Origin of the sequence: Parabacteroides sp. PM6-13 (genome assembly GCF_029892605.1) — a bacterium.
GTDB lineage: Bacteria > Bacteroidota > Bacteroidia > Bacteroidales > Tannerellaceae > QVMG01.
This window is the reverse complement of sequence record NZ_JARXWF010000004.1, coordinates 14,054-29,012: the sequence shown is the minus strand read 5'-3', so window position 1 is coordinate 29,012 and position 14,959 is coordinate 14,054. Positions and strand designations below refer to the sequence as shown.

12 protein-coding genes are annotated in these 14,959 nt (G+C 48.7%); all 12 read left to right on the top strand.

What is annotated here, in order from left to right; genetic code table 11:
- Window positions 1–133: 133 nt before the first annotated feature.
- Genes rsmH through ftsZ form a run of 12 tightly spaced genes read left to right on the top strand, consistent with a single transcriptional unit; the run spans window position 134 to window position 14,931 of the window.
- Entirely contained in the window at window positions 134–1,045 is a 912-nt protein-coding gene (gene rsmH / locus M2134_RS05120) for a 16S rRNA (cytosine(1402)-N(4))-methyltransferase RsmH (protein ID WP_280751466.1), read from the top strand.
- 26 nt (window positions 1,046–1,071) lie between these two features.
- Window positions 1,072–1,416, top strand: coding sequence for an FtsL-like putative cell division protein (locus M2134_RS05115; RefSeq protein WP_280751467.1), 345 nt, complete (start codon window positions 1,072–1,074; stop codon window positions 1,414–1,416).
- Window positions 1,417–1,418: 2 nt separating this feature from the next.
- The gene (locus M2134_RS05110; RefSeq protein ID WP_280751468.1) at window positions 1,419–3,575 is read left to right on the top strand and encodes a penicillin-binding transpeptidase domain-containing protein; all 2,157 of its coding nucleotides are present in this window, start codon (window positions 1,419–1,421) and stop codon (window positions 3,573–3,575) included.
- 6 nt (window positions 3,576–3,581) lie between these two features.
- Window positions 3,582–5,045: a UDP-N-acetylmuramoyl-L-alanyl-D-glutamate--2,6-diaminopimelate ligase gene (locus M2134_RS05105; protein WP_280751469.1), complete on the top strand. Its 1,464-nt coding sequence runs from the start codon at window positions 3,582–3,584 to the stop codon at window positions 5,043–5,045.
- Between the two features lie 9 nt (window positions 5,046–5,054).
- Window positions 5,055–6,320, top strand: coding sequence for a phospho-N-acetylmuramoyl-pentapeptide-transferase (gene mraY, locus M2134_RS05100; protein WP_280751470.1), 1,266 nt, complete (start codon window positions 5,055–5,057; stop codon window positions 6,318–6,320).
- Between the two features lies 1 nt (window position 6,321).
- Entirely contained in the window at window positions 6,322–7,656 is a 1,335-nt protein-coding gene (murD, locus tag M2134_RS05095; RefSeq protein ID WP_280751471.1) for a UDP-N-acetylmuramoyl-L-alanine--D-glutamate ligase, read from the top strand.
- An 11-nt stretch (window positions 7,657–7,667) separates the two neighbouring features.
- Window positions 7,668–8,954, top strand: a complete 1,287-nt coding sequence (locus tag M2134_RS05090; RefSeq protein ID WP_280751472.1) for an FtsW/RodA/SpoVE family cell cycle protein — start codon at window positions 7,668–7,670, stop codon at window positions 8,952–8,954.
- The gene (gene murG / locus M2134_RS05085) at window positions 8,951–10,057 is read left to right on the top strand and encodes an undecaprenyldiphospho-muramoylpentapeptide beta-N-acetylglucosaminyltransferase (protein WP_280751473.1); all 1,107 of its coding nucleotides are present in this window, start codon (window positions 8,951–8,953) and stop codon (window positions 10,055–10,057) included. Before M2134_RS05090 ends, murG begins: the two co-directional genes overlap by 4 nt.
- Window positions 10,057–11,445 (top strand): UDP-N-acetylmuramate--L-alanine ligase, encoded by a 1,389-nt coding sequence (gene murC / locus M2134_RS05080; RefSeq protein ID WP_280751474.1) that lies wholly within the window; start codon window positions 10,057–10,059, stop codon window positions 11,443–11,445. Before murG ends, murC begins: the two co-directional genes overlap by 1 nt.
- Window positions 11,445–12,173, top strand: a complete 729-nt coding sequence (locus tag M2134_RS05075) for a cell division protein FtsQ (protein WP_280751475.1) — start codon at window positions 11,445–11,447, stop codon at window positions 12,171–12,173. The genes murC and M2134_RS05075 overlap by 1 nt, the downstream gene beginning before the upstream one ends.
- A 5-nt stretch (window positions 12,174–12,178) precedes the next feature.
- Complete coding sequence (gene ftsA / locus M2134_RS05070; protein WP_280751476.1) at window positions 12,179–13,567, top strand: cell division protein FtsA; 1,389 nt, start codon at window positions 12,179–12,181, stop codon at window positions 13,565–13,567.
- A 23-nt stretch (window positions 13,568–13,590) separates the two neighbouring features.
- A complete protein-coding gene (gene ftsZ, locus M2134_RS05065; protein ID WP_280751477.1) occupies window positions 13,591–14,931 on the top strand; it encodes a cell division protein FtsZ in 1,341 nt (446 codons plus the stop codon).
- Window positions 14,932–14,959 lie beyond the last annotated feature (28 nt).

Here is a 14,959-nt window from a genome sequence, read left to right as displayed (position 1 = left end):
CTTTTTCTTTTTATTGTTTGGAAGTTATAGAAAGAATGTTGTAACTTTACGATGAAAATGATAACCCGTCTGCTTTTTAGGTGATTAGGTGGGTTTAGTTTAAGGAATGGTTTAATGTAATAGTGTCCGAAAAGTGGCTGAAGTTTCTTATCATACTCCCGTTTTATTAAAAGAGAGCCTGGATGGGTTGGCTGTGAAGCCTGCCGGTGTATATGTGGATGTAACTTTCGGTGGTGGCGGACATTCCCGTGAGATATTGAAACAGCTCCGTGGTGACGGGCGTTTGTATGGTTTCGACCAGGATGCCGACGCCGAACAGAATATTCCCGAAGATCCTCATTTTGTGTTTGTGCGGAGTAACTTCCGTTATCTCTACAATTTCATGCGTTATCATGATCAGGTAGGCGCGGTGGATGGGCTGTTGGCCGATCTGGGCGTTTCGTCTCATCATTTCGATGAGGAGGAGCGGGGTTTCTCGTTTCGTTTTGACGGGCCGTTGGATATGCGGATGAACTGCCGTTCGGGGCGTACGGCTGCCGATATTGTCAATCAATACACCGAAGAGCAGTTGGCCGACCTGTTTTATTATTATGGCGAGCTGAAGCAGTCGCGTAAGCTGGCGTCTGTGCTGGTGCGTAGCCGTCAACAACAGCCTATACAAACCATTGCTCAGTTTATTGATCTTGTCAAGCCCTTAGGCGGAAAGAATAAAGAGAAGAAGTATCTGGCGCAGGCTTTTCAGGCGTTGCGCATCGAGGTGAACGACGAGATGAGCGCCCTGAAGGAGATGCTGGAGCAAACGCTTCGCGTGTTGAAGCCCGGTGGGCGGTTGGTGGTGATCACCTATCATTCATTGGAAGACAGGCTGGTGAAGAACTTTTTGAAGAGTGGTCGTTTTGACGGGAAGAGCGAGCAGGACTTTTATGGCAATGTATTGACTCCATTTCGGATCGTTGAGAAGCTGGTTGTCGCCTCCGACGAAGAGGTGGAGCGAAACCCACGGTCGCGTTCAGCCAAGCTGCGCGTGGCGGAGTTGATAGGATAACAAAAAAAGAAAAAGAGATATAACCCATGGCACAACCGAACAGGAAAAAGAAAAAAGAAAAACGCTTCTCACTGCTCTATATCTTAGGGGGAGGCATTTTGAAGGAGGACTTCATCGTGAAGCACACCAAGATGATTGTGTTGGTCGTTGTGCTTCTTTTCTTTTTTATCGGAAACCGTTATACCTGTATGCAGAAACTAAAAGAGATCGATCGGTTGCAACAGCAGTTGCAGGATGTGCGTTTTGAAGCCTTGTCGATCTCGTCAACCCTAACGGGGCATAGTCGTCAGTCGCAGATCGAATCGTTGGTGGAAGAGCAGGGATTGGACTTGAAAAGCGCCAAGACACCTGCTTATGAATTGTATAAATAACTATGTCGGAAGAGAAGGAATTACAAGAGAAAACGCGTCAGGATAATAAGATTTTTGTCTATTATTTCCTTGTTGTTGTGTTGCTGCTGGGGGTGGCATCGGCTATCGTTTTCTGTGCTTTCAAAACAGCCTTTGTGGAAAAAGACAAATGGATCGCTGTGGGTGAAAGCCAGAAGCGTCCGGATCGCCTGGTATTGCCCGGGCGAGGCAATATCTATTCGGCGGAGGGAAAGCTAATGGCCACCAGCGTGCCTCGTTATAATCTATATATCGATTTCAGAGCGGATGGATTCAAACCGGAGGTTTTTCAGCAATCGCTCGATTCGTTGTCGTATTATCTTGCCAACAAATTGAAAGACAAAACGGCCGCCGGTTATAAAACTCATTTGCAAAATGGGCTGAAAGGCAAAAGTCGCCAGTTCCCGATTTGTCGCCAGCGGGTGTCGTATGCCGATCTGAAAGAGATCAAAACCTATCCTTTCCTTCGCTTGAATCGTAATGTCAGTGGTTTTTATACCAAAGAGATGGTGCAGCGCGAGAAACCGTTTGGTACACTGGCTTCGCGTACCATAGGTGATATCTACGGGGAACTGGAGGCCACGGGTGTTTCGAAAGGAAAGAATGGCCTGGAGCTGAAATATGATTCGCTGTTGCGTGGAGAGGCAGGCCTGAGCTCGGTACGCAGAGTAGGGGGGAGCTGGACCAATGTGACGGAGATCGAACCGATTGACGGGATGGATGTGTGGACTACCATCGATATCGATATTCAAGACTTTACGGAGAAAGCGTTGGTTGACAAACTGAAAGAGATCGATGCCGAATCGGGTACGGCTGTGGTGATGGAAGTGGCCACGGGCGAGATCAAAGCCATTACCAATATGGGACGTATCCGCGAGGGTGTGTATGGCGAGACGAAGAACCATGCCGTGGCCGACGAAACAGAGCCCGGATCGACCTTTAAGGTGGCCTCTATTATGGTGGCGTTGGAAGATGGCGTCTGTCAGCCGGGCGATTCGGTTGATACGGGTAACGGACTCTATATGATAGCCGGCCAACGTATGACCGACCACAATCTCAACAGAGGAGGATATCAAACGATCACTGTGGAGAAGGCTATTTGGGTATCCTCCAATATCGGGGTTTCAAAAACAATTCTGGATGGATACGCTGATAAACCGGAAAAATTTGTAGAGGGGCTTTATCGTATCGGTATGAATGCCGACCTGGATTTGGAGATCCCCGGTTCGGGAAAGTCTAAGATCCGAATGCCGAATGTCGACAGAAGCAATTGGTCGAAGACGGCACTGCCCTGGATGTCGATTGGCTATGAAACACAAATTCTTCCGATACAAACACTGACGTTCTATAATGCCATTGCCAATGGCGGCAAGATGATGCGCCCTTATTTCACCCGGGAGATTACGAACCAAGGGAAGGTGGTGGAGAAATTTTCACCGACTGTATTGATCCCCTCCATTTGTTCGAAGAAGACCCTGGCGATTGTACAGGATATGTTATTGGGTGTGGTGGAGAATGGAACGGGGACGGACGTGAGATCGAATATGATCCGGATAGCCGGGAAGACCGGTACGGCGCAGATCGCCTCGGGCGGTGTCTATCGCACGGCGGGTCACCAGGTCTCTTTCTGTGGCTATTTCCCGGCAGACGATCCGCAGTATTCCTGTATTGTGGTGATTCGTCAACCGCGTATTGGTTATCCGTCGGGGGGAACAATGTCGGGCGTCGTGGTGAAAAATATCGCGGAAAGAATATATGCCCACCAGATGTCGTTCGATCTGCGTAAGATCGATCGTGACTCGATGGCGGTGATGACGCCCCATGTGAAAGGGGGCGATCGCAAAGCGGTGGAGCAGGTGCTTCGTCGGCTGGATGTGAAAGCGGAGACCGGCGAACCGGAAACCGACTGGGTGGTGGCTGTCGCGGAAGGTGAGAAAGAAGAGGTGGTGTTGAAAGATCTTGCCGTATCGAATGGCAAAGTGCCGCGTGTGATCGGGATGGGTGCCAAAGATGCCATTTACCTGCTGGAACAGGCGGGGCTACAGGTGCATCTCTCGGGCGTGGGCAAGGTAATCAGCCAGAGCATTCAGCCGGGACAACAGGCCGTGAGAGGTCAAACGGTAACGTTACAATTGAGATAACAAGATATGAAACTAAAGGATTTAATAAAGGCATTAGACAAGCCGGATATACGCGGAACTTTGGATATCGATATCCTGCGCATAGAGTCCGACTCGCGGAAGGTAGAGGCGGGTACGCTGTTTGTCGCGGTGAAAGGCGTTTCTGTCGACGGTCATGACTATATAACGAGTGCTATCGAAAAAGGAGCGGTCGCTATCGTGTGCGAAAAAATGCCCGAGGAGGTGTCTGCTGCCGCAACCTATATTTGTGTAGGCGATTCGGCGGAGGCTTTAGGTGTGTTGCTTTCGGCCTGGTATGACCATCCGTCGGCTAAGCTCACGTTGGTAGGCGTAACCGGAACAAACGGGAAGACGACCATCGCTACACTCCTGTATGAGATGTTTCGTATGATGGGATACAAGGTGGGACTGATATCGACCGTTTGTAATTACATAGACGATGAGGTCGTGCCGGCTACGCATACAACGCCCGACGCACCTACATTGCAGGCGTTGTTTGACCGGATGGTAAAAGCCGGATGTTCCTATGCGTTTATGGAGGTGAGTTCGCACGCGGTCGATCAGCGACGGATCAGTGGATTGACCTTTAAGGGAGGCATCTTTACCAATCTTTCGCGCGATCACATGGATTATCACCTGACGGTAGAGAATTACCTGCATGCCAAGAAACGTTTTTTCGACGATTTGCCGAAAGAGGCTTTTGCCTTGACCAATATAGATGATAAGGCCGGGCCGGTCATGCTGCAAAATACAAAGGCACAAAAACTCTCTTATTCCCTGCGGACGCTGGCCGATTTCAAAGCCAAAATACTGGAATCACACTTTGAAGGAACGGCTTTGCAGATCAATGGGCAAGAGGTGATGGTGCATTTCGTGGGGCGCTTCAATGCCTATAATCTGTTGGCTGTCTACGGCACGGCGGTGGCCTTGGGGCGCAAGCCGGAAGAGGTTCTCCTGGTGCTCAGTGCCTTATTGCCTGTCTCCGGTCGGTTCGAAACGGTTCTCTCACCGCTGGGGTATACGGCGATTGTCGATTACGCGCATACACCGGATGCTTTGACCAATGTGTTGAACGCCATCGGTGAGGTGTTGGACGGCCGCGGCCGGGTGATCACCGTGGTGGGTGCCGGCGGAAACCGTGATAAAGGCAAACGTCCGCTGATGGCAAAAGAGGCGATCAAATACAGCGACCAGGTGATTCTTACATCCGACAACCCTCGTTTCGAGGAGCCGGACGAGATTATCCAGGATATGGTGGCCGGACTGAATGCTGACGAAATGAGTCGCACGCTTTGTATTACCGATCGTACCCAGGCTATACGCACGGCAACGATGCTGGCGAAAAAGGGTGATGTCATTCTGGTGGCCGGCAAAGGCCATGAGGATTATCAGGAGATAAAGGGTGTGAAACACCATTTTGACGACCGGGAAAAGCTGAGAGACATATTTGCACAACAACAATCAAAATAAACATAACGCATGTTATATTATCTGTTTAATTTTCTGGATGAATGGATCGATCTGCCGGGAGCAGGGATGTTCCGGTATATCTCTTTCCGTTCGGGGCTGGCTCTGATCCTCTCCCTGTTTATTACGACCGCTATCGGGCGTCTGATTATAGATAAACTGCGCCGTATGCAGATAGGCGAGACCGTGCGCGACCTGGGCTTGGAAGGACTCTACAGCAAGAAAGGAACGCCGACTATGGGCGGTATCATTATCATTATTGCTATCCTGATCCCTACGCTCCTTTGTTGCCGATTGGACAATATATATATTCTCCTGATGATCATTACCACCCTTTGGTTGGGGGCGATCGGGATGACCGACGACTATATCAAGGTATTCAAGAAAGACAAAGAGGGGTTGCGCGGGCAATTCAAGGTGATTGGCCAGGTAGGTCTTGGCTTGATTGTCGGTTTGGTGCTGTATCTGAGTCCCGATGTGGTGATCCGGGAGAATATGGAGGTCTATAACGGAGAGAACCAGATCGAAGAGGTGCGTTTTCATGCGGATGAAACCAAATCGACCAAAACGACTATTCCTTTTCTGAAGAATAACAATTTCGACTACCAGATGCTTGTCGGCTGGGCAGGCAAATACAAACAGCCGCTGGCCTGGATCGTTTTTGTGTTGGTGGTAATCTTTATTGTCACGGCGGTATCCAACGGTGCGAATCTGACCGATGGCTTAGACGGCTTGGCGGCGGGAAGCTCCGGGATTATCGGGGTCGCCCTCGGGATCCTGGCCTATATGTCGTCGCACGTCAATTTTGCCTCCTTCCTGAACATCATGTATATACCCGGAGCGGAGGAACTGGTAATCTTTTCCGCGGCGTTTATCGGGGCAACGGTTGGTTTTCTTTGGTATAATGCCTATCCGGCGCAGGTGTTTATGGGCGATACGGGTAGCTTGACCATCGGAGGTATCATTGCCGTATTTGCAATCGTCATCCGGAAAGAATTATTAATTCCGATCCTATGCGGTATCTTCCTGGTGGAGGTTGTCTCGGTGATTATTCAGCGTTTCTATTTCAAATACACCAAAAAGAAACAAGGAGAAGGGATGCGGGTCTTTAAGATGACCCCATTGCATCATCACTTCCAGAAGCCGGGCAATGCAGGTATACAGGCTATCATCCAGAAACCATATCATGTGATACCGGAATCCAAGATTGTGATTCGCTTTTGGCTGATCGGCATTATCCTGGCGGTGATCACGATTGTAACACTTAAGATGAGATAAAATGAAGCGGATTGTCGTATTAGGTGGCGGTGAAAGCGGAACCGGAGCGGCTGCTCTGGCGAAGGCGAAAGGCATGGATGTCTTTCTGTCGGATTTCTCGACGATAGCCCCTGTCTACCAAGAGATGTTGAACGCGCGTGGTATTGCCTGGGAAGAGGGAAAGCATACGGAAGAGCTGATCCTCAACGCCGATGAGGTGGTGAAAAGCCCGGGTATATCGGATAAGGCTCCTATCATCAAGAAGCTGAAAGAGAAAGGCATCCCTATTATCTCGGAAATAGAATTTGCCGGTCGGTATACGCATGCCCGGATGGTCTGTATCACCGGTAGCAACGGGAAGACAACTACTACGATGCTGATCTATCACATCCTGAAAGAGGCGGGACTCGATGTCGGTCTGGCGGGCAATGTAGGCAACAGCCTGGCGCTTCAGGTGGCGGAAGATCCGCATGAGGTGTATATTATTGAATTGAGCAGTTTCCAATTGGACAATATGTATGATTTCAAGGCGGATATTGCCGTCTTGTTGAATATAACACCCGATCACCAGGATCGGTATGATTATCAAATGCAGAATTATGTGGATGCCAAGTTCCGTATCCTGCGTAACCAGACGGAGGAGGATGCCTTTATTTTCTGGAACGACGATCCGGTGATCTCCCGCGAACTGGAGAAGCTGCATCCTCAGGCAACTCTTTATCCTTTTGCCTTGGAACACAAACAAGGGGTAAAGGCTTATCTGGAAGACAGTCATCTGGCGATAGAAACAACCCATGGTAAGTTTACGATGGAAGAAGACCTGTTGGCGTTGACGGGAACGCATAACCTGTATAACTCGATGGCTTCGGGCATTGCGGCGAAGGTACTCGATATTCAGGACGAAAAGATCCGTGCCTCGCTGAGCGACTTCAAAGGCGTGGAACACCGATTGGAGAAGGTGGCTCGTGTGCGTGGAGTCGATTATATCAACGATTCGAAGGCGACGAATGTGAACTCCTGCTGGTATGCCCTGGAGAGTATGCAGACCAAAGTGGTGTTGATTCTCGGAGGAACCGATAAAGGGAACGACTATACCGAGATCGAGGAGCTTGTCAAAAACAAGGTGCGCGCGTTGATCTTTCTGGGTGTTGACAATACAAAGTTGCATGCCTTCTTTGATGGTAAGATAGAGCAGATTGAAGATGCCCGCTCTATGCCCGAGGCTGTAGCGATCGCCTATCGCCTGGCTCAGAAAGGGGATACGGTATTGCTCTCTCCCTGTTGCGCCAGCTTCGATTTGTTTAAGAACTACGAAGATCGGGGTGAGCAGTTTAAGGAAGCGGTAAAAAACTTATAAAAAAGGAAAAGGTGGATTTAGCAAGTAAACTATTTAAGGGCGACCGGGTGATATGGATTCTCTTCATGTTCTTTTGCCTGGTTTCGTTGGTGGAGGTGTTTAGCGCAACCAGTACGTTGGCTTATAAACATGCCAACCATTGGGTGCCCATCGCTCGTCATGCCTCTTTTCTGGTAGGCGGGTTTGTGTTGATTCTGGTGATTCACAATTTTCCCTGTAAGGTGTTCTCGCTGTTAGTCCTGCTTTTACCTGTCTCCATTGTCTTATTGTTGCTTGCCCCCTATATCGGGGAGGATATCAACGGGACCACCCGATGGATCAGGCTTTTTGGTATACAGTTTCAACCCTCGGAGTTAGCCAAACTCTCTTTGATTGTTTTCACCGCTTTTATGCTTAGCCTGCGAAACCGGTATACGGACAAGCAGATTTATAAAACGATATTGATTGCCGCGGGGATCACCTGTGGAATTATTTTTGGCGATAATATCTCTACGGCAGTTATGCTTTTTGGTGTCTGCTATCTGATGATGTTCATTGGTCAGCTTCCTCTGAAGCGAATGCTCCGCTTGGGAGCCATTCTTTTTGTCGGATTGGTTGTTTTTCTGGTGTTGCTCTATATCACTCCGGTTGAGCATATACGAAAAATGCCTGATTGGTTGAGGGGGCGCCTTCTGACCGGTAAAGGGCGTATCGAACGGACTGTTCATCCGGCCGAAGAACTGGTGGATGCCAATGGGGTGGTGAAGATTACAGACGATCACCGTCAGGAGATTCATGCTAAGATTGCGATTGCCCGGGGAGGTGTGATCGGAAGGATGCCCGGACACGGACAACAACGCGATTTCCTGCCTCAGGCCTATTCTGACTTTATCTATGCTATTATCATTGAGGAATTAGGATTTGCCGGAGGGATTGTGGTGCTTTTGTTATATCTCACCCTGTTGTTTCGTGTCGGAATTATTGCCCGGCGTTGTGAAAAACCCTTTCCGAGGTTTCTTGTGTTGGGCTGTGGCCTGATGATTGTTGTACAGGCATTGGCCAATATGGCGGTGGCTGTCGATCTTATTCCGGTGACGGGACAGCCTTTGCCACTGATCAGCCGCGGGGGGACGTCGACCTTGATTACCTGTGTCTATTTTGGTATTATATTGAGCATTAGTCGTTTTGGTGCCGGCATGGGCGATGAAGAGGATGAGCCGGAAGAGGACAATGTATTACATACAGATATGAATGAGCAAGAGATAGAATCGGTGCTCGCCTCCATAGAGGTGGAGACCTTAGAAGAAGCAAACGTATGAAACCTTATAGATTGATTATCAGTGGTGGTGGCACAGGCGGACATATCTTTCCGGCCATCTCGATCGCTAATTGCTTCCGGGAACGCTTTCCGGACGCGGAGATACTTTTTGTTGGTGCTGAGAACCGGATGGAGATGGAGAAGGTGCCGGCTGCCGGTTATTCCATTGTGGGATTGCCTGTGAGTGGATTGGATCGGGCGCATCCGCTGAATAACTTCAAGGTGATAGCCCGTTTGCTGAAAAGCCTGCGTCTTGCCAAGAAAACGATTAAGGATTTCAAGCCCGATATGGCTATTGGGGTGGGCGGATATGCCAGTGGCCCGACGTTGTGGATGGCTTCATCGGCCAGGGTGCCTATTCTGTTGCAGGAGCAAAATTCGTATGCCGGAGTCACCAATAAATTGTTAGCCAAAAGAGCCGATAAGATATGTGTGGCCTATGAAGGCATGGAGAAATTTTTTCCGAAGGATCGAATTGTCCTGACGGGTAACCCGGTGCGCAAAGACCTGGAACAGGCGAAAGGAAAACGGGAAGAGGCATTGGCCTTTTTTGGTCTTTCGCCGGAAAAGAAAACCATATTGATTGTGGGAGGAAGCCTGGGTGCCGGTACGGTTAACCGAAGTGTTCAGGAACATCTGGAGGCGATAGCCGGTTCCGGGGTGCAGTTTATCTGGCAAACGGGTCGCTATTACTTTCAAGAGGCGCAAAATAAACTGGCACCTTATAAGTCGCCTGCTATCTGGTGTTCTGAGTTCATTACGCGTATGGATTATGCCTATGAAGCGGCCGACCTGGTTATCTCCCGTGCCGGAGCCAGCTCTATCTCCGAACTCTGCTTGTTGGGGAAACCGGTGATACTGGTTCCTTCGCCCAATGTGGCGGAAGATCATCAAACCAAAAATGCGATGGCTTTGGTAGAAAAAGAGGCTGCATTATTCGTTCCGGATAGGGAGGCTGTGGAAAAGTTAATACCTTTGTCCTTGGAAGTGGTTGCCGACGAGAAGCGTTTGGCGAGCCTGAGTCGACATATCTCTGCTATGGCCGAGCGCCGGAGCGCGGAACGGATCGTAGATGAAATAATGAAAGTAATAGAAGTACGATAATGCATTTAAACGATATACAATCTCTCTATTTTGTGGGTGCCGGTGGAATTGGCATGAGTGCCCTGGTGCGCTACTTTCTTTCGAAAGGGAAAAAGGTGGCGGGCTACGACAGGGTCTCTTCTGTTCTGACGGAGAAGTTGAATGCCGAAGGCGCTGATATTCATTATGAGGATAATGTGGCGTTGATACCTGCCTGGTGTAAAAATCCGGCGGATACGTTGGTCGTATATACGCCGGCCGTGCCCAACGATCATACGGAACTGGTCTGGTTTCGTGAACATGGCTTCACGGTGATGAAGCGGGCACAAATATTAGGGGAGATCACCCGCTCTGCCCGGGGACTTTGTGTTGCCGGAACACATGGCAAGACAACTACCTCTTCGATGACCGCTCATGTGTTGAAACAGTCGCATGTGGATTGCAATGCCTTTCTGGGTGGCATATTAAAAAACTGGGGGTCGAACCTGATGCTGTCGGACAAGAGTGACTTGACGGTGATTGAGGCGGATGAGTACGATCGTTCGTTTCATCAGTTGACACCTTATATGGCGGTGATCACCTCCGCCGATCCGGATCACCTCGATATCTATGGCGATGCCCAAAGCTACCGGGATAGCTTCGAACATTTTACCTCCCTGATACGTCCGGAAGGCTGCTTGATTATGCGAAAAGATATAGCGGTGACTCCACGGTTGCAACCGGGTGTCCGCCTGTTTACCTATTCGGCGGAGGAGGGTGGTGATTTCTATGCGGAAAACATACGCATTGGCAACGGAGATATCTTTTTTGATTTCATTGGGCCGGATGTGGCTGTCAGAGATGTCTCCCTGGGCGTGCCTGTTCAGGTGAATATCGAAAATGCCGTAGCCGCTATGGCGGTAGCCTGGCTCAACGGGGTGACGGAAGAGGAACTAACACGGGGAATAGCCAGCTTTGCCGGTCCGGAGCGTCGTTTCGACTTCCAATTGAAAGAGGAGGATATTGTATTGATTGATGATTATGCCCATCATCCGATGGAACTGGAAGCCAGTATCCGATCGGTCAAAGCGCTTTATCCCGACCGGAAGGTGACGGGTATTTTCCAGCCTCATCTCTATTCCCGTACCAGGGACTTTGTGGATGGTTTTGCGGAAAGCCTCTCTTTGTTGGATGAACTGATCCTGTTGGATATCTATCCGGCTCGGGAATTGCCTATTCCGGGCGTTACTTCGCAGCTGATCCTGGACAAGGTGACGTTGTCGGACAAGAGGTTGTGCCGGAAAGAGGATCTGTTGGATTGGGTCGAGGGACATGCTTTTGATATTGTATTAATGTTGGGTGCCGGAGATATCGACCGCTTGGTTAAACCGGTCAAAGAAATATTGGAAAAAAAGAGAGATAAAATGTGATGGTTCGTCTGTTCTCCATATTGATAGCCCTGTTGCTTGGCTTTTATATTGTGTTGGCCTCTGTCTTTCTGAAAGATCGGTCGGTCGCCAAAACATGTGAAGGCCTGGAAATAATCGTGCGCGACAGCCTGGATAAGCATTTTGTCAGCGAACAGGATGTGATCTCTTTATTGAAACGAGCCGATCTTTCTCCTATCGACAAGCCGATGTATGCTGTCAATACGGAGCGGATCGAAGAGGAATTGATGAAGAATCAGATGATCTCCCGTGTGGAGGTCTATAAAACACCTTCCGGGAAAGTCAAACTGGAGGTAAGCCAAAAGATGCCACTCCTTCGGGTAATGAGCATTCATGGAAGTTATTATATTGATAACGCGGGTAGTAGTATGCCGCTGAGCCAACGCTATGTCGCCCATGTGCCGATTGCCACCGGGCATATCGAAAAAGCGTTTGCCATGAATGAATTATACAAATTTGCCTTATTTTTGCATAAGAATGAATTCTGGAACAACCAGATAGAGCAGATTAATGTCACTTCGAAGCATGAGATTGAGCTTGTGCCACGCGTAGGGAACCATCGTATTCTCTTAGGTAGTATCGATAACTACGAAGAAAAATTGGCTAATTTGCAGTTGTTTTATAAACAAGCCATCCCTAAAATGGGTTGGAATAAATATAGTGTGATCAATCTTACGTATAAGAATCAGATAGTATGTACGAAAAAATAAAGGATATGGCATACAGAGACTTTATAGCAGTAATCGACCTGGGCACATCGCGTCTGATCGGTATGGTCGGACAGAAAGATAGCGCCACAGGTGTTATCAGTGTTCTGGCTTTCGACGAAGAAGAAACGGATCATGCGATTCGCCGCGGGATCATCTTCAATATTGAGAAGACTGCGGAAAGAATCAAACGTTTGGTCGCTAAGCTCGAAGCCAAGCTGAAAGGTGGGAAAATTGTAAAAGTCTATGTGGGTATCGGAGGCCAATCGCTTCATTCGATGGATTATTCTGTTGTGAAGGAGGTGGCTGAAGAGGCTGTCATGACGGAGGAGATTAAGGCATTTCTTTTGGAAGACTGCCGTACTTTCCAACCGAAGGGATTGGTTGTCTATGACATTGTTTCGCCCACCTACTACATCAATGACAAATTGGAGCAGAATCCGGTAGGTGTTCCTTATAGTAAGATAGAGGCGCATTATAAGTTGATCGTAGGGCGTCCGGCTATCCGTCGGCATATAGAGAATACGATCGAGCGCGTAGGCCTTGAACTGGCGGGCATTCTTATCTCTCCTTTAGCGCTTTCGGATGTGGTCTTTAGTGAAGACGAAAAGAAACTGGGGTGTGCTCTGGTTGATTTTGGTGCCGGTGTCACTTCGGTGACGGTGATGAAAGGAGGCAAACTGGATAAGTTGGCTGTGATACCTTTAGGCAATGATCTGATAACGAAAGACCTGACCACGCTTCACTTGGTGGAGTCGGAAGCCGAACGTATTAAATTGGAATACGGGAATGCGGTGGCTGATCTGGAAACAGAGGAGGCTATTCGGGTAAATTCAGTTGATGGTGTAGGTATTCGTGAGCTCAAACTGGCGGATGTCCATTATGTGATCGAATCTCGCGTGAAGGAGATTCTGGAGAATGTATTTGCGCAACTCGGCGCGGAGGATAGTCTGAGAGGACTGGGTGCCGGCGTGGTGATCACCGGAGGAGGAGCTGACCTGCGTGGTCTTATGGAGGCAATGCATAAGCAGTTGAAGATGGATATTCGTTGGGCCTCTTTACGTTCCGGTTTGCAAAAAGAAAATATGGCGGTCTCTGTGCCGGAATACTATGTTGCTTTAGGTCTCTTGTCGCAGGGAACGGTAAATTGTGCCTATGTTCCGCCGGCTCCTGTTTCGCCTACTCCTACTCAACAGGAAATTTTCTCGGGAACGGAAGATAGTGCAGAATCAGAGAGAATTGCGAAAGAAAAAGAAGAAGAGCGTAAACGCAAAGAAGAAGAGCAGGAAAGAAAAAGACAGCAGGGAAAAACGAATAACCCCACTCAAAAAGGTTTTAAGAAGTTTATTGCGAAAAGTGCTGGTAAGATTAATGACTTGTTTGAGGGATTGGATTAATAATAATAGAAAGTGTATAAGCTATGGACAAAGATACATTATTGGAATTTGATTTCGAAACAGGGAATCCTACTATCATAAAGGTTATTGGAGTAGGAGGAGGTGGCGGTAATGCTGTGAGCCATATGTACGAGGAGGGGATACAAGATGTGTCGTTTGTTTTGTGTAATACCGACCGTCAGGCGTTGGATCGTTCCAGTGTGCCAGAGAAGATCATATTAGGAAGAATGATCACGCAGGGACTGGGCGCGGGAAACAAACCGGAGAAAGCCCGTCAGGCAGCTGAAGAAAGCGCGGAGGAGTTGCGTGAAATGCTGTCGGATGGCACCAAGATGGTGTTTATCACGGCGGGTATGGGTGGAGGCACCGGAACAGGGGCGGCTCCTGTTATCGCGAAGATAGCCCGTGATATGGGACTGTTAACGGTAGGTATCGTTACGATCCCTTTCCTTTTTGAAGGTGAGAAGAAGATACTCCAGGCATTGAATGGGGTAGAAGAGATAGCGAAAAGCGTGGATGCCTTGTTGGTGATCAACAATGAGAAGCTGCGCGATATATATTCCGACCTAACGGTGATGAATGCTTTCCGTCGGGCAGATGATACGCTGACTACGGCAGCCAAGAGTATCGCTGAGATTATCACAATGCCGGGTCTGATTAATTTGGACTTTGCCGATGTGGAAACTACCATGAAAGATGGTGGTGTGGCATTGATGAGTAATGGCTACGGGGAAGGTGAAGGACGTGTTCGCCAGGCGTTGGAAGATGCGCTTAATTCACCGTTGCTTGGAAACAAAAATGTGAAGAACGCGAAACGTGTGCTTCTGAATGTTTGTTTCAGTCAGGATTCCGAACTATTGATGGAAGAGATGACCTACATCCATGAGTTTATGGCTGAAGCCAATCGGTATGTAGAGGTTATTTGGGGAACAGCCCTTGACAATACGCTGGGGGAGAAAGTCAAAATCACCATTTTGGCTACCGGGTTTACGACCGAGGATATTCCGCAAATTGCCGAGAAACGACTGCGCGAATCGGAAGGACAGGAAGACTTGGAAAAACAACAGGAAAAGGAGCGTGAAGAGAGTGATCTTATTGCGAAATATTATGGAGAAGGGACGCGTGGAGGAAGACTGAAACAGCGTGCTCATACGGTTGTGCTGGCTAATCATGAGCTGGATGACGAAGCGATGATCGCCTTATTAGAAGAGAATCCACCCTATAACCGGGATGCGAAGCTGGTGGCTCGATTGCGCTCGAAAACCAAACCGGAAGAGGCAACCGCAACGCTCTCCGAACCTCAAAAAGAAAACGAAGAAAAGACAGGAGGTGATTCGGCTGTCATCTCGTTTTTTAACGAATAATGAATCAATAATCTTAAAACAATAGAAC